Below are 17,647 nucleotides of genomic sequence, written 5' to 3'. Positions count from 1 at the left end.
GGGTGTGGGGCGGCGCTCCCCGCCCGCCGGTTTTTGTTGGGGGCGTCCCACCTTGTGTTCTTTTCGTTGTGGTTGGGGGGGGGGGCCCCCCCCCCCCACGACGATGTCCGGACGCTCGTCCTCGATGATGTTGAGGCACTGGTAGATGGCGTCGGCGCTGCCCAGGTACCAGTGCTTGCCGACGCGCTGCTGCGCCGGGACGGCCGCCACGTAGTTGCCCAGCAGCGAGGACATCCGCCACGTCTTGGACACGTGCCGGTCCAGGCTGTGGGACTTGTACTGGGTCAGCACGATGACGTGCAGGTACCGCGAGTTGATGACGTTCGACAGGGCGAAGTCGATGAGCCGGTACAGGCCGCCGAAGGGCACCGCCGGTTTGGCGCGATGAGCGGTGAGGGGCATCAGTCGTTTGCCCTCCCCACCTGCGAGGACGATAGCGAGGACGCGCGGCGCTGCCATGGCTACGACCCTAGGCCCCCGGCGCGGTCCGAGCGAGGCGTGACGCCGCTCACGCGCTAGCGTGTCGGGCGGAGCCGGTCGTGTGCGCCGGTGGCGAGGGGGATGGTGCTCGTGCGAGTCGACCTGCTGACCCGGGAGTACCCGCCGCACGTCTACGGCGGGGCCGGGGTCCACGTCGCGGGGCTGACCCGCGTGCTCGCGCGCACGATCGACGTGCGCGTCCACTGCTTCGACGGACCGCGGGACGCCCCGGGCGTCACCGGGTACACGGTGCCCACCGAGCTGGGCACGGCGAACGCCGCCCTGCAGACGTTCGGGATCGACCTCGAGATGGCCGACGCCGTGGGCCGGGTGGGCGACGACGGCGTCGCGTCCGACCTGGTGCACTCGCACACCTGGTACGCCAACCTCGGCGGCCACCTCGCGGGCCTGCTGCACGGGCTGCCGCACGTGGTCAGTGCGCACAGCCTCGAGCCGCTGCGCCCGTGGAAGGCCGAGCAGCTCGGCGGCGGCTACGCGCTGTCCAGCTGGGCGGAGAAGACCGCGTACGAGGGTGCGGCGGCCGTGATCGCGGTGAGCGGGGGGATGCGCGAGGACATCCTGCGGGCGTACCCGAAGGTGGACCCGGCGCTGGTGAAGGTGGTGCACAACGGCATCGACCTCGACCAGTGGCAGCGACCCACGGGCGACGAGGCGGTGGCCCGGGCGGCGCAGACGGTGGCCGCGCTGGGGATCGACACCTCCCGGCCGAGCGTGGTCTTCGTCGGGCGCATCACCCGGCAGAAGGGCCTGCCCTACTTCCTGCGCGCGGCCGAGCTCCTGCCGCCCGAGGTCCAGGTGGTGCTCTGCGCGGGAGCGCCGGACACGCCGCAGATCATGGCGGAGGTCACCGGCCTCGTGGAGCAGCTGCGCACCAAGCGGTCGGGCGTGGTCTGGATCGAGCAGATGCTGCCCCGCGACGAGCTCATCGCCGTGCTCATGCACGGGACGGTGTTCGCGTGCCCGTCCGTGTACGAGCCGCTGGGCATCGTCAACCTCGAGGCCATGGCGGTGGGTCTGCCGGTGGTCGGCACCGCCACCGGCGGCATCCCGGAGGTCATCGACGACGGCGTCACCGGGCGGCTGGTGCCGATCGACCAGCTGCAGGACGGCACCGGCACGCCGGTCGACCCCGACCGGTTCGTCCACGACCTGGCGGAGGCGCTCACCGACGTCGTCGGCAACCCCACCCGGACCGCCGAGTGGGGGCTGGCGTCGCGGCGGCGGGTCGAGGACCACTTCGCGTGGGAGGCGATCGCCGACCGGACGCTGGAGGTCTACCGGACCGCTCTGGCCTGACGGCTACGGCAGCAGGCGCGTCGCGGCTGCGGCCATCGCCCGGCGCGCCATCCGGTCGACCTCCCGCAGCGCGGTGGACCGCTGGTCGGCCTGCCACAGGTTCACGGCGGCACCGTCGTCCTGGGTGGCCAGGGCCACGATCGCGCGCAGCCGGGCGGCGCTGGCCAGCACCCGCACCCGCCGCCCCTCGAGCGAGTCGGGCAGCCGCCATGCGGGCAGCTCGAGGTCGCGCAGGGCGGCGACGGCCTCCGCGGCGTCCGGACGCCACCGGGCGATGTCGAGCCGGACGAGCGCCTCGGTGGCCTGCAGCAGCCCCTCGCGCAGCTCACGCTCAGCGTCCTGCAGCGACCCCGTCCGGGCATGGACCGCGTGCCGCCAGTCGGGCACGTCGGAGACCTCCCAGGTGACCAGGTGCCCCGGCTCGAGGGCGGTCCCGAAGCGCTGCACCACGGGGACCGCGACGAGGCACTCCGCAGGCGTCCTGATCAGCACCGCCTCACCGGCCTCGGTCGCCGCCGAGCTCACCGAGGCCGGCGTCGCTCCGGGGTCGCCGGGAACGGGCAGCACCGCGGCGACGTCACGGGGGGAACCGTCGCACGCGTCGAGCAGCGCGCTCAGCGGCTCGTCGCCGACGTCGTCGCGCGACGGCTCGTCCGCGGCCGGCCGGCGCTGCACCGAGTGCGGCTCGTCGTCCGACTGCACGGCGCCGACCAGCGCCGGCCGGTCGGCGCTGCCGTCCGCCAGCCACAGGGCGAGCAGGACCGAGCGGGGGAGCTCGAGGGTCAGGTCCACCGGACCACGGTAAGACGCGACAGGGCAGAGCAGCGACCGGCTCGGCGCGGGCCGCCCACGTGCGGCTCGGCGGTTAGGGTCATGCCCATGACCGACGTGCTCGACCTGCAGGCCGTGACGATCCGACGGGGGACGACGACGATCCTCGACGAGGTGACGTGGACGGTCCGCGAGGGTGAGCGATGGGTGGTGCTCGGCGGCAACGGTGCCGGCAAGACGACCCTGCTGCAGGTGGCCTCCGGGCGGATGCACCCCACGGGCGGCACCGCGGACCTGCTGGGCTCACGACTGGGCCGTGTGGACGTGTTCGAGCTGCGACCGCGGATCGGCCTGTCCAGCGCCTCGCTGGCCGACCGCATCCCCGCCGGCGAGCGCGTCCGGGACGTCGTGCTCACCGCCGCGTACGGCGTGACGGGGCGGTGGCGGGAGTCGTACGAGTCGCTCGACGAGTCCCGCGCGGCCGACCTGCTGGCCGCGTTCGGCGTCGCGCACCTCACCGACCGCTACTTCGGCACCCTCAGCGAGGGGGAGCGCAAGCGCGTGCAGATCGCGCGCTCGCTGATGACCGACCCCGAGCTGCTGCTGCTGGACGAGCCGGCAGCGGGGCTCGACCTGGGCGGCCGCGAGGAGCTCGTCGCGGCGCTGGCCGAGCTGGCGGGGGACCGCAGGTCACCGGTACTCGTGCTGGTCACGCACCACGTCGAGGAGATCCCGCCCGGCTTCACGCACCTGCTGCTGCTGCGTGCGGGCAAGGCCTTCGCGGCCGGCACGATCGAGGACATGCTGACCGCACAGAACCTGTCCGGGGCGTTCGGGCTGCCCCTGGTGGTCGAGCAGGCCGGCGGCCGCTGGTCGGCGCGCGGCGGTTCCTCCGAGGGCTGAGCGTTTCCCCACAGCTTCGCAAAGAAACCGTCTAGTATCGGTTCACAGCAGGTTCCGCCGTCGGAACGTGCACGACGCAGGGAGTGGCCCCGATGGGTTGGCTGTGGTGGATCGGCGGAGCACTCGCGCTGGGCATCCTCGAGATGCTCTCGCTCGACCTCGTGCTGGCGATGTTCGCCGGGGGAGCGCTCGCCGGCGCGATCGCCTACTGGATCGGCGCCCCGGTGCCTGTGCAGTTCGTCGTCGCCGCCCTCACCGCGGTCCTGCTGCTGGCCACGCTGCGTCCCTGGCTGCTGCGCCACCTCAAGGCGCGGATGCCGCTCGTGGAGACCAACGCCGCGGCGCTCGTCGGGCGCGGCGCGGTGGTCGTCTCGACCGTCACCGTCGAGGGTGGACGCGTGAAGCTGAACGGCGAGGTGTGGAGCGCGCGCGCCGAGGCCGGCCAAGCGATCCCGCCGGGCACGGAGGTGCGGGTGTCCCGCATCGACGGTGCCACGGCCGTCGTCGAGCAGGCCACCGGCATCTGAGACTTCCCGCGGGCACCTCGTCCGCGGACGACCCCAGGAGGATCCATGGACGACCCGAGTGGTGGGCAGATCGCCCTCTACATCGTGCTGGGCCTGGTGCTGTTGTTCGTCGTCATCGCACTGGTGCGGGCGGTCAAGATCGTCCCGCAGGCCATCGCGATCATCGTCGAACGGCTCGGGCGCTACTCCCGCACGCTGGACGCCGGCCTGCACCTGCTCATCCCCTTCGTCGACCGCGTGCGCGCGGGGGTCGACCTGCGCGAGCAGGTGGTGTCGTTCCCGCCGCAACCGGTGATCACGTCCGACAACCTCGTGGTGAGCATCGACACGGTCATCTACTTCCAGGTGACCGAGCCGAAGTCGGCGGTCTACGAGATCGCCAACTACATCCAGGGCATCGAGCAGCTGACCGTCACCACGCTGCGCAACGTCGTCGGGTCCATGGACCTCGAGCAGACGCTGACCAGCCGCGACCAGATCAACGGCCAGTTGCGTGGCGTCCTCGACGAGGCGACCGGGCGCTGGGGCGTGCGCGTGAACCGGGTCGAGCTCAAGTCGATCGACCCGCCGGACTCCATCAAGGGCTCGATGGAGCAGCAGATGCGTGCCGAGCGCGACCGTCGCGCCACCATCCTCACGGCGGAGGGGTTCAAGACCTCGCAGATCCTCACGGCCGAGGGCGAGAAGCAGGCCGCGATCCTACGGGCCGAGGGTGGCGCCCAGGCGGCGATCCTCACGGCCGAGGGCGAGGCGCGGGCCATCCTGCAGGTGTTCGACGCCGTGCACCGTGGCGACGCCGACCCGAAGCTCCTGGCCTACCAGTACCTGCAGATGCTGCCGAAGATCGCGGCGACGCCCGCCAACAAGATGTGGTTCCTGCCGTCCGAGCTGACCAGCGCGCTGGGCACGTTCGCCAAGGGCTTCGGGGGAGCGTTCACCGGCAGCGACGGGGGAGCGAGCGACTCGGGCCGTCCCGCCGGGACCTCGCCCCTGGGTGACGACCTGCCGCCGGCCACGCTCACGGACCCGGCCCAGGCGCTCGCTGAGGCCCGGCGCGAGTCGGCGGCGGCCACCGCGGACGCCACCAGCTCGGGCACCCTGAGCGGTGTCCCGTTCGACCCGTCGGTCGAGCTGGGACAGCGCCCGGGCGCCGGGGCCGTGCCCCCGCGGGCTCCGGAGCCGCCGCCGGAGGACGCACCGACCGTCTGACGCACCGGGGCCGGACCCTCTCGTAGGGGTCCGGCCCTCTGCGTGTTCGCCCACAGCGAACACAGTGTCGGAGTGAGTGCTCACTCACTTACGGTCGGCGTCGTGGACACCACTCTCCAGCCGACGACGGGCCGCGCGACGCCGCTGCCACCCGACGAGCGCCGGGCCGCCATCCTGCTCGCCGTGCGGCCGCTGCTCCTGCAGCGGGGCGCCGCCGTCACCTCTCGCGAGCTCGCCGAGGCCGCCGGCGTCGCCGAGGGCACGCTGTTCCGGGTCTTTACCGACAAGGCCACGCTCGTGCGCGAGGCCGTCCTCGCAGCGGTCGATCCCGCCGCATCGGTGCCCGAGCTCGCGGCGATCGACCGGACGCTGCCGCTGCGCGACCGCTTGGTGGCCATCCTGGCCCAGGGGCTGGGGCGGGTCGGCGAGTCCATGCGGTGGATGGCGCTGCTGCACGAGATCAGCCGCCTCGAGCCCGGGCGGTCCCCGAGCGAGCACCGTGCGGCCATGCGCATGTGGGGGCAGCGGCAGGAGGCAGGCACGACGGCGGTGAACGCGACGCTGGCGTGGCTGTTGGAGCCCGACGCCGAGGTGCTGCGGTTGCCGGTCGACGAGGTGATCGAGCTCCTCACCACGGTGCTGATGGGCTCGTCGATGCGGACCGTGGACGCCCTGCGGCGCGGGCTCGAGGTGCCGGCCCCGAGCCCCGAGCGGCTGGTTGACCTGGTCCTGCACGGCGTCCTGGCCGAGGGGAGCCCGCGATGCTGATCGCCCTGCTCAAGGAGCACCTGCGCCCCTACCGGAGCGCGGTCGTGGCCGTGGTGGTGCTGCAGCTGGTGCAGACGATCGCCACCCTCTACCTGCCCAGCCTCAACGCGCGGATCATCGACGACGGCGTGGCCCAGGGCGACACCGCGGAGATCATGCGGCTCGGGGCCGTCATGCTCGCGGTCAGCCTGGTGCAGGTGCTGGCCGCGGTGGTCGCCGTCTACTTCGGCGCCCGGACCGCCATGGCGTTCGGCCGCGACGTCCGGCGGCGGCTGTTCGGGCACGTGCAGACGTTCTCCGCCCAGGAGGTGGCCACGTTCGGTGCGCCGACGCTGATCACGCGCACGACGAACGATGTGCAGCAGGTGCAGATGGTCGTCCTGCTGACGTTCACCCTGATGATCATGGCGCCGATCATGCTGGTCGGCGGGGTCGTGATGGCCATGCGCGAGGACGTCGGCCTGTCGGCGGTGCTCCTGGTCTCGGTGCCCGTGCTCGGCGTGGTCATCGCCCTGATCGTCACGCGGATGATCCCGTACTTCCGGACCATGCAGAAGCGGATCGACGCCATCAACCGGGTGCTGCGCGAGCAGATCGCGGGCGTCCGGGTGGTCCGGGCGTTCGTCCGGGAGCGCCGGGAGGCGGAGCGGTTCGACGGCGCCAACACCGACCTCTACGACACCTCGCTGCGCGTGGGCAAGCTCATGGCGCTGATGTTCCCGGCGGTCATGCTGGTGCTCAACGCCACGACGGTCGCCGTCCTGTGGTTCGGCGCCGACCGCATCGACGCCGGGCACCTGATGATCGGGCAGCTCACGGCGTTCCTGTCCTACATCGCCTACATCCTCATGGCCGTGATGATGTCGACGATGATGTTCGTGATGGTGCCGCGGGCCGTCGTGTCCTCCGAGCGGATCGGGGAGGTGCTGACCACCCGCACCTCGGTGGTCCCGCCCGAGCAGCCGGCGCAGCTGCGGACGGGCCCGGAGTCCCGACCGGGGCTGCTCGAGCTGCGCGGCGTCGAGTTCCGCTACCCGGGGGCCGAGCGCGCGGTGCTGCACGGGGTGGACCTGGTGGCCGAGCCGGGGAGGACCACCGCCATCATCGGCTCCACCGGCGCCGGGAAGACGACCCTGGTCAACCTCGTGCCGCGGCTGTTCGACGTGACCGGCGGCCAGGTGCTCATCGACGGCACCGACGTGCGGGCGCTGGACCCCGAACAGCTGTGGGGCCAGATCGGGCTCGTCCCGCAGAAGCCGTTCCTGTTCGCCGGGACGGTGCGCAGCAACCTCGAGTACGGCAAGCCGGGGGCGTCCGACGAGGAGCTGTGGCACGCGCTCGAGGTGGCGCAGGCGCGCGACTTCGTCGAGGCGCTCGACGGCGGGCTCGGCGCCCCGATCGAGCAGGGCGGCACCAACGTGTCGGGCGGGCAGCGGCAGCGGCTGGCCATCGCGCGCGCGCTCGTGCGCCGGCCGAGCGTCTACCTGTTCGACGACTCGTTCTCGGCGCTCGACTACGCCACCGACGCGCGGCTGCGCGCTGCCCTGGTCCCCGAGACGCGGGAGGCCACCGTGCTGATCGTGGCGCAGCGCGTGGCCACGATCCGGCAGGCGGACAGCATCGTGGTCATGGAAGACGGTCTGGTGGTCGGCGTCGGGACGCACGCCGAGCTGCTGGAGTCCTCCGAGACGTACCGGGAGATCGTGTACTCGCAGGTCAGCGTCGAGGAGGCGGCATGAGCACGCAGCAGGCGCCGCAGCGCATCCCGCCGGTGCGGCGCGGCCCGGGTGGTGGCGGTCCGATGATGGGCCTGGGCATGCCGGGCGAGAAGTCGATGAACTTCCGCGGCTCGGCGGGCCGGTTCCTGCGGGAGATGCGCGGCGAGCGCGGGCCGATGTCGCTGATCGTCGTGCTCGCCGTCGCCTCCGTCCTGCTCGCGGTCATCGGGCCGAGGCTCCTGGGCGACGCGACGAACATCATCTTCGACGGCGTGATCGGCGCCCAGCTGGGCTCGTCGTTCCCGGCCGGCACCACGACCGACCAGGCCGTCTCGGCACTGCGGGCCGGCGGCCAGGACACGTTCGCCGACGTGGTGGCCGGCAGCGGGGCGGTGCCCGGCGTGGGCATCGACTTCGACCGGTTGTGGTCGCTGCTCCTGGTCGTGCTGGCGATCTACGTCGGCTCGTTCCTGTTCGGCTGGCTGCAGGGGCGGCTCACGGCGGTCGTCGTGCAGCGCGTCGTGCACGGCATGCGGCGCCGGGTGGAGTCCAAGCTGTCGCGGCTGCCGCTGCGGTACGTCGACAGCCAGCCCCGCGGGGAGCTGCTGAGCCGGGTGACCAACGACATCGACAACGTCGCGCAGACCCTGCAGCAGACGCTCTCGGCCCTCATCACCTCGGTGCTCACCGTGGTCGGCGTGCTGGTGATGATGTTCCTCATCTCGCCGCTGCTCGCCGTGATCGCGCTGGTCACCGTGCCGCTGTCGGTGGTGATCGCGGGCACCATCGCCAAGAGGTCCCGCCCGCAGTTCATGGAGCAGTGGGCCTGGACCGGCAAGCTCAACGCCCACATCGAGGAGATGTTCACCGGCCACTCGCTGGTGACGGTGTTCGGCCGCCAGGCCGAGGCGGCGGAGGTGTTCGCCGAGCGCAACGAGAAGCTCTACGAGTCGAGCTTCCGGGCGCAGTTCATCTCGGGCATCATCCAGCCGGCGCTCGGGTTCGTCTCCAACCTCAACTACGTGATCGTCGCGGTCGTCGGCGGGCTCCGGGTGGCGTCGGGGACCATGACGCTGGGTGACGTACAGGCGTTCATCCAGTACAGCCGCCAGTTCACGCAGCCCATCACGCAGATCGCGTCGATGGCCAACCTGCTGCAGTCCGGGATCGCCTCGGTGGAGCGCGTGTTCGAGCTGCTGGACGCACCCGAGCAGTCACCCGACCCCGCGGAGCCGACGCCGCCCGTGGTGCCCACCCGCGGACGGGTGGCCTTCGAGCACGTGGCGTTCCGCTACTCGCCCGACAAGCCGCTGATCCAGGACCTGTCGCTGGTCGCGGAGCCGGGGCAGACCATCGCGATCGTCGGTCCGACCGGTGCCGGCAAGACCACGCTGGTGAACCTGCTCATGCGGTTCTACGAGGTGGACGGCGGCCGGATCACGCTGGACGGCGTCGACACCCGGCAGCTCACCCGCGACGCGCTGCGCTCGCAGATGGGCATGGTCCTGCAGGACACCTGGCTGTTCGGCGGGACCCTGGCGGAGAACATCGCGTACGGCTCGGACACCGCGACGCGGGAGGAGGTCGTCGCCGCGGCAGAGGCCACGTACGTCGACCGGTTCGTGCGGACGCTGCCCGACGGCTACGACACGGTGGTGGACGACGAGGGCGCCAACGTGTCGGCCGGCGAGAAGCAGCTGCTCACGATCGCGCGCGCGTTCCTGGCCGACCCCGCGATCCTCATCCTCGACGAGGCGACGTCGTCGGTGGACACCCGCACCGAGGTGCTGGTGCAGCACGCCATGAACGCGCTGCGGCACGGCCGGACGTCGTTCGTCATCGCGCACCGGCTGTCCACCATCCGCGACGCCGACACGATCCTCGTGATGGAGGACGGTGCGATCGTCGAGCAGGGGTCGCACGACGAGCTGCTCGCGGCCGGTGGCGCGTACGCGCGGCTGTACCAGAGCCAGTTCGCCGCCGCGGTGGCGCCGGTGGACTGACGTCCCGCTCGACGCCCTGAGCAGGCACGTACGCTCGCCGCATGCCGCCTCCGCTCGCCCCCGAACGCACCGGGTTGCACCGCGACCGCATGACCCTCGCGTTCTACGGGCCGTTCGTCGTGTGGGGCTGGCTGCTCTACAGCTTCAACCCGAGCGTGCCCCTGCTCGCGGACGAGCTCGGCATCTCCGCCGCCCAGGCGGGGCTGCACGGGACTGCGATGGCGGTGGGCGCGATCGTCGCGTCGTTCGTCACCCCGATGCTCGTGCGGGCGCAGGGCCGACGCGGTGCGATCGTCGTCGCCAGCGTCGCGGTCGTGGTCGGCGCGGCCGCGATCGTGGCCGCACCGAGCCTGCCGTGGAGCCTGGCCGCGATGGCCGTGCTGTCCTGGGGCGGCAACGTCTCGATCAGCTCGGCGCAGGCCGGGCTGGCGGTGCGGCACGGCAGCAAGGCGTCTGCCGCGCTCACCGAGGGCAACGGCGTCGGGTCCTCGGTCGGCCTGCTCGGTCCGCTCGCCGTCGGTGCGTGCGTGGCCCTGGGGTGGGGGTGGCGTCCCGCGGTGGCCGTGACTGCCCTGCTGGCGCTGGCCACGGCGGTCGCCGTGTGGCGGATCCCGGTGGGCGGGGCGATGACGCCACCGCACGCGGTCACCCCGCCGGCACCGGCGCGAGGAGCCGCGCGAGCGGGGAGCCGGGTGCCCGCGTGGTGCTTCGTGGCGACGCTCGTCGCCGCGGTGTCGATGGAGTTCGCGACCACCTACTGGGCGACCGGCCTCGTCATCGAGCAGACCGGTGCGGGACCGGGGATCGCGGCGGCGACGACGGCGGGGCTCGTGGCCGGGATGTCCGCGATCCGGTTCGTCGTCGGGCCGCTGTCGCTGCGCGTGGCACCCGCGACCCTGCTGGCGGCCGCGTTCGTCGTGGCGATCGGTGGCTGGGCCATCCTGTGGTCCGCGACGACTCCGTGGGTGGCGATGGTGGGCCTGGTGGTGGCCGGGCTCGGGTACGGCGCTCAGTACCCCCTGTCCATCGCGCTCCTGCTGGCCACCGCACCCGGCCGGGCGGACGCCATGCAGGCACGGGCGACGCTGGTCGGCGGCCTGGCCATCGGCGTCGCTCCGTTCGCGCTGGGTGCCCTGTCGGACGCCGCCGGGACGCACCAGGCCTTCCTCGTGGTGCCGGTCGTGGCGATCGTGGGCGCGGTCGCCGCGTTCCTCGGGGGGCGCAGCCTGCGGCTCCGGCTCGAGCCGGCCGTACCCCTGGAGCCCGGCGTGGCGGCGGATCGATAACGTTTTCGACCGTGGCAGGCTTGCCCGCATGCCTACGCTCCGCCACCGGCGTGCCGACGCCGTCGTTACCGTCCTGCGCCCCGACGGCCGCCCGCTCGCCGACACCGACGTGGTGGTCGCGCAGGAGCGGCACGCGTTCCTGTTCGGCAACATCGGGTTCGACTTCGTCGCGCTCGCCAACGGGGAGGGAGACGCGGCCGAGCCGCCGGCGTTCGGCGGGGCGTCGGTCGGTTCCGCGGCCGCGCTGGCCGACCTCTGGTTCGACGTCTTCAACGCGGCCACGCTGCCGTTCTACTGGGGTGGCTTCGAGCCTGTCCGCGGGCGCCCGGACACCGAGCGGCTGCTGACCGCGGCCCGCTGGTTCGCGGACCGGGGGGCGGTCGTCAAGGGGCACCCCCTGGCGTGGCACACGGTCGGGGCGCCGTGGCTGCTGGACCTGACCACGGACGAGATCGCCGACGCCCAGGACGCGCGGATCCGTCGCGAGGTCGCGGACTTCGCCGGGGCGATCGACACGTGGGACGTGATCAACGAGGTCGTGATCATGCCGGTGTTCGACAAGGAACCCAACGGCCTGACGCGCCTGGCGTGGGACCGCGGCCGCATCCCGACCATCCGGCTGGCGTTCGACGCCGCCCGGCAGACCAACCCGTCGGCCACCCTGCTGCTCAACGACTTCGACATGTCGACCGCCTACGAGTGCCTCATCGAGGGTGTGCTCGAGGCCGGGATCCAGGTGGACGCGCTCGGCCTGCAGAGCCACATGCACCAGGGGTACTGGGGCGAGGAGAAGACGCTGGCGGTCCTCGACCGGTTCGCGCGCTTCGGACTCCCGCTGCACCTCACCGAGACCACCCTGCTGTCGGGCGAGCTGATGCCCGCCCACATCGAGGACCTCAACGACTACCGGGTCCCCTCGTGGCCGTCGACGCCCGAGGGCGAGGCGCGCCAGGCCGACGAGATCGAGCGGCACTACCGGACGCTCGTGTCGCACCCCGCGGTGCAGGCGGCGACGTACTGGGGGATCACCGACGAGGGCGCGTGGCTCGGTGCGCCCGGCGGCCTCGTGCGCGCGGACGGCACCCCCAAGCCCGCGTACGACGCCCTGCGGCGGCTGGTGAAGGACGAGTGGTGGTCGGCCCCGACGACGGTCCGGACCTCGTCGGAGGGCCGTGTTCCGGTGAGCGGGTTCCTCGGCACCTACTCCGTCGACGGGACGGCGTTCTCGCTCGACGGCGACGGGGAGGTCGTCGTCCGGCTGGAAGGATGAGCGGGTGCCCGTCGCCTCCGTCCAGCCCGTCACCGACCCCGCCGACGAGCGGCTCGCCGACTACGTCTCGCTGACCGACGTCGCGCTGCGCTCACGGCAGGAGCCCGCCAAGGGTCTCTACATCGCGGAGAGCTCGACCGTCCTCGGGCGCGCGCTGGCCGCCGGCCACCGGCCGCGGTCCGTGCTGCTGTCGCCGCGGTGGCTGCCGGACCTGGAGCGCCTGCTGGCGGGCCTGCCGGGCGACGACGCCGAGATCCCCGTGTACGTGGCCGAGGAGGCCGTGCTCGAGGCGATCACCGGGTTCCACGTGCACCGCGGGGCGCTCGCGGCGATGCACCGGCCGCTGCTGGAGTCCGTCGAGACGCTGCTCGCAGGAGCGCGGCGCGTGGCCGTGCTGGAGGACATCGTCGACCACACGAACGTCGGGGCGGCGTTCCGGTCGGCGGCTGCCCTCGGTGTCGATGCCGTGCTGGTCACGCCGCGGTGCGCCGACCCGCTGTACCGGCGGTCCGTCCGCGTGTCCATGGGGACCGTGTTCCAGGTACCGTGGACCCGGATCGACCCGTGGCCGGACGGGATCTCGGTGCTGCGCGAGGCGGGCTTCGTCACCGCGGCGCTCGCCCTGTCCGATGACGCGATCACGCTGGACGCCCTCGTCGCCGACCCGCCCGATCGTCTCGCCCTCGTGCTCGGCGCCGAGGGGCACGGGCTCAAGCCGGCGACCGTCGCGGAGTCCGACCTGGTGGTGCGGATCCCGATGGCGGGCGGGGTGGACTCGCTCAACGTCGCCGCAGCGGCCGCGGTGGCGTTCTGGGCGACGCGGGTGCCCTGACCTACGCCGGGTCGTCCCGGGGGAGCGTGTAGCGCAGGAACCCCATCGTCCGCGCCCACGTCTCCCGGCGCGCGTGCGCGGTGAGCACCGGGTCTCCGCCGTAGCGGAACGTGACGCCGGGACCAGGACCCTGGCTGGTGGCGACTCCGCCGGGTGGTCCGGCGATCATGTGCCCGACGCTGTCGAGCACGACGTTCGCCCAGGGATACGGATGACCGGCCAGGCGGTCGGCAGCCACCTGGTGGTACGCGGATGAGTCCCACATCTCGTCGTGGCTGCCGGCCACCAGCAGGACACCGCCGCGGATGCGCTCCACCGGGATGCTCACGCGGTCGAGCGCGGCGGGGTCGGTCGGCAACGGCGCGAACCCGTCGCGCAGCGCGACCGGGTCGTGACGCTCGATCGCCTCGGCCAGCCCGGGGGCGAGCTCGTACGGCAGGAACGGCAGCGGGTCGCCGTCGACGGTCCAGGCAGGGCCGGACGCCTGCAGGATCCGGTCCAGCCGGCCGGCGGCGTAGTCGATGCCCTGGGTGACGACCCCGCTGCCGACCACGCTGACCACGGACCCCACGCGCTCGTCGCGGCTGCCCACCAGCAGCGCCGCCTCGCCGCCGCGCGAGCCGCCCAGCAGCCCGATCGAGCCGGCGGCGAACCCCTGCTCCTCGAGCAGGTCGAGCGCGCGCGAGAAGTACTCCAGCGGCACGTCGACCAGCTGGTCCGGCACGCCCGGCGCCCCGAAGTAGGCGAGCGCGAGCGCGGCGAAGCCCTCCTCGGCGAGCGCCACGGCGTCGCGCTCGTGCATCCCTCCCTCGGACCCGCCGATCACCACGACGGCCGTCTCGGCGCCCGCCGCGGGTCGGCACAGCACCCCCGCGATCCCGTGCGCGCGGCACACGTCCCGGTCCCTGATGACACGGTGGGTGGTCCGGCTCATGCCGGGAACGCTAGTCGGGACCACCGACGTCAGCGGTGCTGGCCCCGGTGGCCGCGGGGCAGGCGGCACGTGCGGCCGGCGCGGGGGAGCCAGGCGCCGCACGCGGTCTCCGGCTCGAGCGTCACCGGAGCGAGCGGGATCGCGACGCCGTCGGCCTCCGGTGTGCCCGGCTCCGCGACGAGGTCCAGCAGCTCCGTGGCGACGTAGACCGTCCGGGTGCGGTCCGCCTTGCGGTCGGGGCGGAGCACCCCCGCCGCGGCCAGGGAGTCGAGCGCGTTGCGGGCGGCGACGCCGGTGATCCCGTACCGCTCGGCCACGGAGGCGGCGTCGAGCACCGGATGTGTCGGGAGGTCGCCGACGAGGGTGTGCGCCACCCCCCGGCGGACCCGACCGGTCGGGGACCTGCCCCGCAGGTAGGCGTCGAGCCCCTCGGTCTGGCGGTGCTGCCACTGCGTCACCTGGCCCGACAGTGCGAGGGCGTCGGCGGCCGCGGCGAGGACCGCCTCGGCGACCACCGTCACGATCGCGGCACCCCGGTCGCCGCGGCGGAACGTGTCGAGCGCGGCGTAGTAGCGCTCGCGGTCGCGGAACAGCGCCGTGCTGACCGGCAGGGTGATCCGGGGCGCGACGCCGTAGCGGGCCAGCACGGTCCCGATGAGCACGCGGCCCGCACGGCCGTTGCCGTCGGCGAACGGGTGGATGGTCTCCAGCTGGGCGTGCGCGAGCGCGGCCGCGAGGACCGGCCGGTGCCGACGCGACGCCAGGTACGCGTCGAGGTCGTCGAGGAGGCCCGGGACGAGCTCGTGCGGCGGGGCGTTGTAGTGCGCCTCCAGCGGGGTCCGGCCACCGATCCACACCGGTTCGGCGCGCACGCCGGCGCGCCGCGGTGCGATCAGCCGCTGGAGCTCCACGACGTCCCACACGAGCGAGACGTGAGGATCGCGGGCGCGCTCGACGGACGCGCGCACGGCGTGCAGGGTGCGGGCGACGGTGACGGCGGACTCGCGACCACGCGCGACGAAGTCCGCGACGGCCACCGCGCGCGGCGTCGGCTCGTACCCCTCGATCAGGGAGGACGCGGCGGCCTCGGAGCGGACGAGCAGATCGCCGATCTGGCCGAGTCCGGCGTGCGACGCGAGGTCGGCGGCCTCGCGGGCGTGCGCCTCCGCCTCGTCGAGGAGCCCGGTGACGCTCGCGTCGAGTCGCACGTCGAGGTCGAGCAGCGCGTCGGGGACGAACGCCTGGTAGCTGCCCGAGCGCGTGAACCGGCGCGGGACGCCGTCGGTGGCGCGCGGCACCCATTGCTGCGTGACGTAGCCGCCCATGCCCACCTCCCCGCTCGTAAACTTGCCTCCGATGCTACTCGAGGAAAGTTTATGCGAGCGCGAGGCCCTCGATGACGTCCACGCCGGGCGCCCGGGCGAGGAGCGCTCCGGGCAGCGCGAGCTTCGACCGGCGTATCCCGCTGCCGATGATCACGGTCGGCCCGGCGTCGGGGTCGTCCGCGGCGACGCGACCGTCGACGAGCACCCGGTAGCGGGCCGGGAGCCCGAGCGGGGTGATGCCGCCGTACTCCATGCCCGACTCCTCGACCGCGCGGTCCATGGGCAGGAACGACGCCTTGCGGACGTCGAGCAGCCGCTTGACCGTGGAGTTCACGTCCGCGCGGGTGGTCGCCCGGACGACGGCTGCGGCCACCCGTTCCTCACCCTCGCGCCGGCCCGCCACGAGCACGCAGTTGGCTGACGCAGCTGGGGGCAGCCGGTAGGCCTCGGTCAGCGCGGCGGTGTCCGCGAGGTCGGGGTCGATCTCCGTGACGAGCACGGCGTCCGCCACCATCGGGTCCTGGGCGTTCCAGGACTCGATCGCGGCGAGCGTCGAGACGGCGAGCAGGTCGGGGCGGTCGAGCGCGCGCACCCAGGTCAGCGTGCCGAGCGTCACTGCTGGTAGGTCCCGACGAGCACCGCGCGCGCGAGCGTGTGGAACAGGACCGCCGTGTTCGCGGCGCCGGGCATCATGTCAGCGGCGAACCCGAGGGACGGCACGTCGAGCGCGTGCACGACGAAGAAGTACCGGTGCACCTGGTCGCCGGGCGGGGGAGCCGCGCCGACGTAGCGGGCCTCGCCGTCGTCGCCCCGCAGCGCGAACGCGCCGGCCGGCAGGTCGGCACCGCGGGCCAGCGAGGTGACACCGGCGGGGACGTCCACGACGGTCCAGTGCCACCAGCCGGACGGGCCGGGCGCGTCGGGGTCGAAGCAGCTGACCAGGAACGACTGCGTTCCCTCCGGGAAGCCCTCCCACGAGAGCTGCGGCGAGACGTTGCCACCGGCGTCCGTGTTGGTGTGCACGTCCGGGAGGCGTTCCCCGTGGCGGATGTCCTCGCTGGTCAGCGTGAAGTCGGGGACCCGGGGGAGCAGCGAGTACGGGTCGGGGGCGACGGGACGGGTGAGGTTCACGGCCATGCCGACATCATTCCGCGGGGACCAGCGGCGCGCGCGGGATCGGCTCGGGCTCGCGCCGCCCGACGATCGCCCGCGCGGGCAGCAGGCGGTCGATGCCCACGAGCGCCAGTCCGAGCACGAAGAAGCCGACGCCGTAGATGAGCACGTTGAGCACCAGCCCGCCGTAGCCGAGCTCCGCGACGTCGATGAAGCCGTACGGGTAGTCGCTGCCCGGGCTCAGGACGCCACGGACCGTGGTGAACGCGCAGTAGGCCACCGGGTAGAGCAGCCAGAGGGCGGCGGTGCGGATGCGCAGCCGGCGGTGCGGGACGAGGAGCACGAAGTGCACGAACGTCGCGAGCGGCGTCAGGCGGTGCACCAGCTGGTCGTGGGTGAGCCCGAGGGCGACCACCTCCTCGCCGGCCGGGGCCGGGTCGAGGATCAGGTACGAGACGAGCCCGGTGATGAGCAGGAAGAGGGTCACCGCGCCGAACAGCCAGGGCGGCGGCTCGGTGCGTCGGGTCAGGACCGCGATCCCGCCCCAGAGCATGACCACGGCCAGCAGGAGGTTCGACTGGTTGGTGAAGTAGACGTAGTCCTCGAGGTCGAACGTCACCCCGGTGCTCGGTGCCCAGAGCTGGGCGACGAACCCGATCGCCGCCAGTGCGAGGCGGTAGGTCCCGACGACGACTCCCATGCTGTGCCCTCCAGGCTTCCACGCCGGCCACGCCGCCGGGCGACGAGAACCTAGCCGAGACCTGCGGCGTCACCCGGTCGGCACGCCGCGGATTGACAGTGCCGGGAGTGTCAGCGTGTACTGAGATACTTCGAACAGATGTTCGACAAAGGTCTCGAGAGCACCCTCTCATCGGCCGATCGAGGGGAGGTCGCATGTCCGTCGGCACCCTGTCGCGCGAGGACCGGGTCATGCTCGCCCGGGCTGCCCTCGCGCGCGCCGAGCAGCGCACCGGGGCGCGCAGCGTGCTGCCGCTGGGCGGACTCGCGGAGCCCTCCGCGCCCTCCGCGCCTGCGCTGGTCGCCCTGGTGCCGGACCCACCGACCGAGCAGCCGACCGCCGGCATCATCACCACCGAACGCCCTCCGATGGCGGTCCCGCCGCCGCTGGCCCCGATCCTGCCCGAGGGGCTGCGTCGCGGCGGCACGACGGTGGTCCCGGGGTCGACGTCG

At 73.1% G+C, this 17,647-nt stretch carries 17 protein-coding genes and 1 pseudogene; 11 read left to right on the top strand and 7 right to left on the bottom strand.

The genetic code is table 11. The features are described 5' to 3' along the window. The coding region (locus RYN42_RS14750; RefSeq protein ID WP_315097357.1) for a sugar phosphate nucleotidyltransferase at positions 1 to 459 on the bottom strand (459 nt) is incomplete at its 3' end. 111 nt (positions 460 to 570) lie between these two features. Here RYN42_RS14750 and glgA point away from each other — a divergent pair. Next, entirely contained in the window at positions 571 to 1,797 is a 1,227-nt protein-coding gene (glgA, locus tag RYN42_RS14745; protein ID WP_315097355.1) for a glycogen synthase, read from the top strand. A 3-nt stretch (positions 1,798 to 1,800) separates the two neighbouring features. On the opposite strand, the gene RYN42_RS14740 is transcribed toward glgA, so the two are convergent. Then, positions 1,801 to 2,589 carry a hypothetical protein gene (locus RYN42_RS14740; RefSeq protein ID WP_315097354.1) on the bottom strand — a complete coding sequence of 263 codons (789 nt, stop codon included), beginning with the start codon at positions 2,587 to 2,589 and terminating at the stop codon, positions 1,801 to 1,803. An 87-nt stretch (positions 2,590 to 2,676) separates the two neighbouring features. On the opposite strand from RYN42_RS14740, the gene RYN42_RS14735 reads away from it, so the two are divergent. The 9 genes from RYN42_RS14735 to RYN42_RS14695 all read left to right on the top strand — a co-directional run bounded on the left by RYN42_RS14735 (position 2,677) and on the right by RYN42_RS14695 (position 13,084). Next, entirely contained in the window at positions 2,677 to 3,471 is a 795-nt protein-coding gene (locus RYN42_RS14735) for an ABC transporter ATP-binding protein (RefSeq protein ID WP_315097353.1), read from the top strand. A gap of 92 nt (positions 3,472 to 3,563) precedes the next feature. Then, positions 3,564 to 3,998, top strand: coding sequence for an NfeD family protein (locus RYN42_RS14730; protein WP_315097352.1), 435 nt, complete (start codon positions 3,564 to 3,566; stop codon positions 3,996 to 3,998). Positions 3,999 to 4,043: 45 nt separating this feature from the next. Next, positions 4,044 to 5,207: an SPFH domain-containing protein gene (locus RYN42_RS14725; protein ID WP_315097351.1), complete on the top strand. Its 1,164-nt coding sequence runs from the start codon at positions 4,044 to 4,046 to the stop codon at positions 5,205 to 5,207. 102 nt (positions 5,208 to 5,309) lie between these two features. Next, positions 5,310 to 5,975 carry a helix-turn-helix domain-containing protein gene (locus RYN42_RS14720; protein ID WP_315097350.1) on the top strand — a complete coding sequence of 222 codons (666 nt, stop codon included), beginning with the start codon at positions 5,310 to 5,312 and terminating at the stop codon, positions 5,973 to 5,975. After that, positions 5,969 to 7,714 (top strand): ABC transporter ATP-binding protein, encoded by a 1,746-nt coding sequence (locus RYN42_RS14715; protein ID WP_315097349.1) that lies wholly within the window; start codon positions 5,969 to 5,971, stop codon positions 7,712 to 7,714. Before RYN42_RS14720 ends, RYN42_RS14715 begins: the two co-directional genes overlap by 7 nt. After that, complete coding sequence (locus tag RYN42_RS14710) at positions 7,711 to 9,696, top strand: ABC transporter ATP-binding protein (RefSeq protein ID WP_315097348.1); 1,986 nt, start codon at positions 7,711 to 7,713, stop codon at positions 9,694 to 9,696. The genes RYN42_RS14715 and RYN42_RS14710 overlap by 4 nt, the downstream gene beginning before the upstream one ends. Before the next feature lie 41 nt (positions 9,697 to 9,737). Continuing rightward, entirely contained in the window at positions 9,738 to 10,982 is a 1,245-nt protein-coding gene (locus tag RYN42_RS14705) for an MFS transporter (protein ID WP_315097347.1), read from the top strand. A gap of 28 nt (positions 10,983 to 11,010) precedes the next feature. After that, positions 11,011 to 12,252, top strand: coding sequence for an endo-1,4-beta-xylanase (locus RYN42_RS14700; protein ID WP_315097344.1), 1,242 nt, complete (start codon positions 11,011 to 11,013; stop codon positions 12,250 to 12,252). A 4-nt stretch (positions 12,253 to 12,256) separates the two neighbouring features. After that, positions 12,257 to 13,084 (top strand): RNA methyltransferase, encoded by an 828-nt coding sequence (locus tag RYN42_RS14695; protein WP_315097342.1) that lies wholly within the window; start codon positions 12,257 to 12,259, stop codon positions 13,082 to 13,084. Between the two features lies 1 nt (position 13,085). Here RYN42_RS14695 and RYN42_RS14690 read toward each other — a convergent pair whose 3' ends face one another. The 5 genes from RYN42_RS14690 to RYN42_RS14670 are packed head-to-tail and all read right to left on the bottom strand — an operon-like array spanning position 13,086 to position 17,156. After that, on the bottom strand, positions 13,086 to 14,018 hold the full coding sequence (locus tag RYN42_RS14690; protein WP_315097340.1) for an acyl-CoA thioester hydrolase/BAAT C-terminal domain-containing protein: 933 nt from the start codon (positions 14,016 to 14,018) through the stop codon (positions 13,086 to 13,088). Positions 14,019 to 14,047: 29 nt separating this feature from the next. Beyond that, the gene (locus tag RYN42_RS14685; protein ID WP_315097337.1) at positions 14,048 to 15,343 is read right to left on the bottom strand and encodes a Fic family protein; all 1,296 of its coding nucleotides are present in this window, start codon (positions 15,341 to 15,343) and stop codon (positions 14,048 to 14,050) included. A 49-nt stretch (positions 15,344 to 15,392) separates the two neighbouring features. Beyond that, positions 15,393 to 15,959 (bottom strand): YbaK/EbsC family protein, encoded by a 567-nt coding sequence (locus RYN42_RS14680; protein ID WP_315097336.1) that lies wholly within the window; start codon positions 15,957 to 15,959, stop codon positions 15,393 to 15,395. Then, entirely contained in the window at positions 15,956 to 16,480 is a 525-nt protein-coding gene (locus tag RYN42_RS14675) for a YbhB/YbcL family Raf kinase inhibitor-like protein (protein WP_315097334.1), read from the bottom strand. The genes RYN42_RS14680 and RYN42_RS14675 overlap by 4 nt, the downstream gene beginning before the upstream one ends. A 7-nt stretch (positions 16,481 to 16,487) precedes the next feature. Continuing rightward, positions 16,488 to 17,156, bottom strand: coding sequence for a Pr6Pr family membrane protein (locus RYN42_RS14670; protein ID WP_315097333.1), 669 nt, complete (start codon positions 17,154 to 17,156; stop codon positions 16,488 to 16,490). Positions 17,157 to 17,350: 194 nt separating this feature from the next. On the opposite strand from RYN42_RS14670, the pseudogene RYN42_RS14665 reads away from it, so the two are divergent. Continuing rightward, a pseudogene (locus RYN42_RS14665) lies at positions 17,351 to 17,647 on the top strand (hypothetical protein); the annotation flags it as partial.

The sequence above is a fragment of the uncultured Cellulomonas sp. genome (assembly GCF_963527515.1).
Classification (GTDB): domain Bacteria; phylum Actinomycetota; class Actinomycetes; order Actinomycetales; family Cellulomonadaceae; genus Cellulomonas.
The sequence above is the reverse complement of the archived record's forward strand: the minus strand, read 5'-3'. Positions and strand labels throughout refer to the sequence as shown.

What these genes read in the sequence shown, in the direction of transcription:
- RYN42_RS14735 (WP_315097353.1), top strand. Translation starts at nt 2,677, where the DNA reads ATGACCGACGTGCTCGACCTGCAGGCCGTGACGATCCGACGGGGGACG.
- RYN42_RS14730 (WP_315097352.1), top strand. Translation starts at nt 3,564, where the DNA reads ATGGGTTGGCTGTGGTGGATCGGCGGAGCACTCGCGCTGGGCATCCTC.
- RYN42_RS14725 (WP_315097351.1), top strand. Translation starts at nt 4,044, where the DNA reads ATGGACGACCCGAGTGGTGGGCAGATCGCCCTCTACATCGTGCTGGGC.
- RYN42_RS14715 (WP_315097349.1), top strand. Translation starts at nt 5,969, where the DNA reads ATGCTGATCGCCCTGCTCAAGGAGCACCTGCGCCCCTACCGGAGCGCG.
- RYN42_RS14710 (WP_315097348.1), top strand. Translation starts at nt 7,711, where the DNA reads ATGAGCACGCAGCAGGCGCCGCAGCGCATCCCGCCGGTGCGGCGCGGC.
- RYN42_RS14705 (WP_315097347.1), top strand. Translation starts at nt 9,738, where the DNA reads ATGCCGCCTCCGCTCGCCCCCGAACGCACCGGGTTGCACCGCGACCGC.
- RYN42_RS14700 (WP_315097344.1), top strand. Translation starts at nt 11,011, where the DNA reads ATGCCTACGCTCCGCCACCGGCGTGCCGACGCCGTCGTTACCGTCCTG.
- RYN42_RS14690 (WP_315097340.1), bottom strand. Translation starts at nt 14,018, where the DNA reads ATGAGCCGGACCACCCACCGTGTCATCAGGGACCGGGACGTGTGCCGC.
- RYN42_RS14685 (WP_315097337.1), bottom strand. Translation starts at nt 15,343, where the DNA reads ATGGGCGGCTACGTCACGCAGCAATGGGTGCCGCGCGCCACCGACGGC.
- RYN42_RS14675 (WP_315097334.1), bottom strand. Translation starts at nt 16,480, where the DNA reads ATGGCCGTGAACCTCACCCGTCCCGTCGCCCCCGACCCGTACTCGCTG.
- RYN42_RS14670 (WP_315097333.1), bottom strand. Translation starts at nt 17,156, where the DNA reads ATGGGAGTCGTCGTCGGGACCTACCGCCTCGCACTGGCGGCGATCGGG.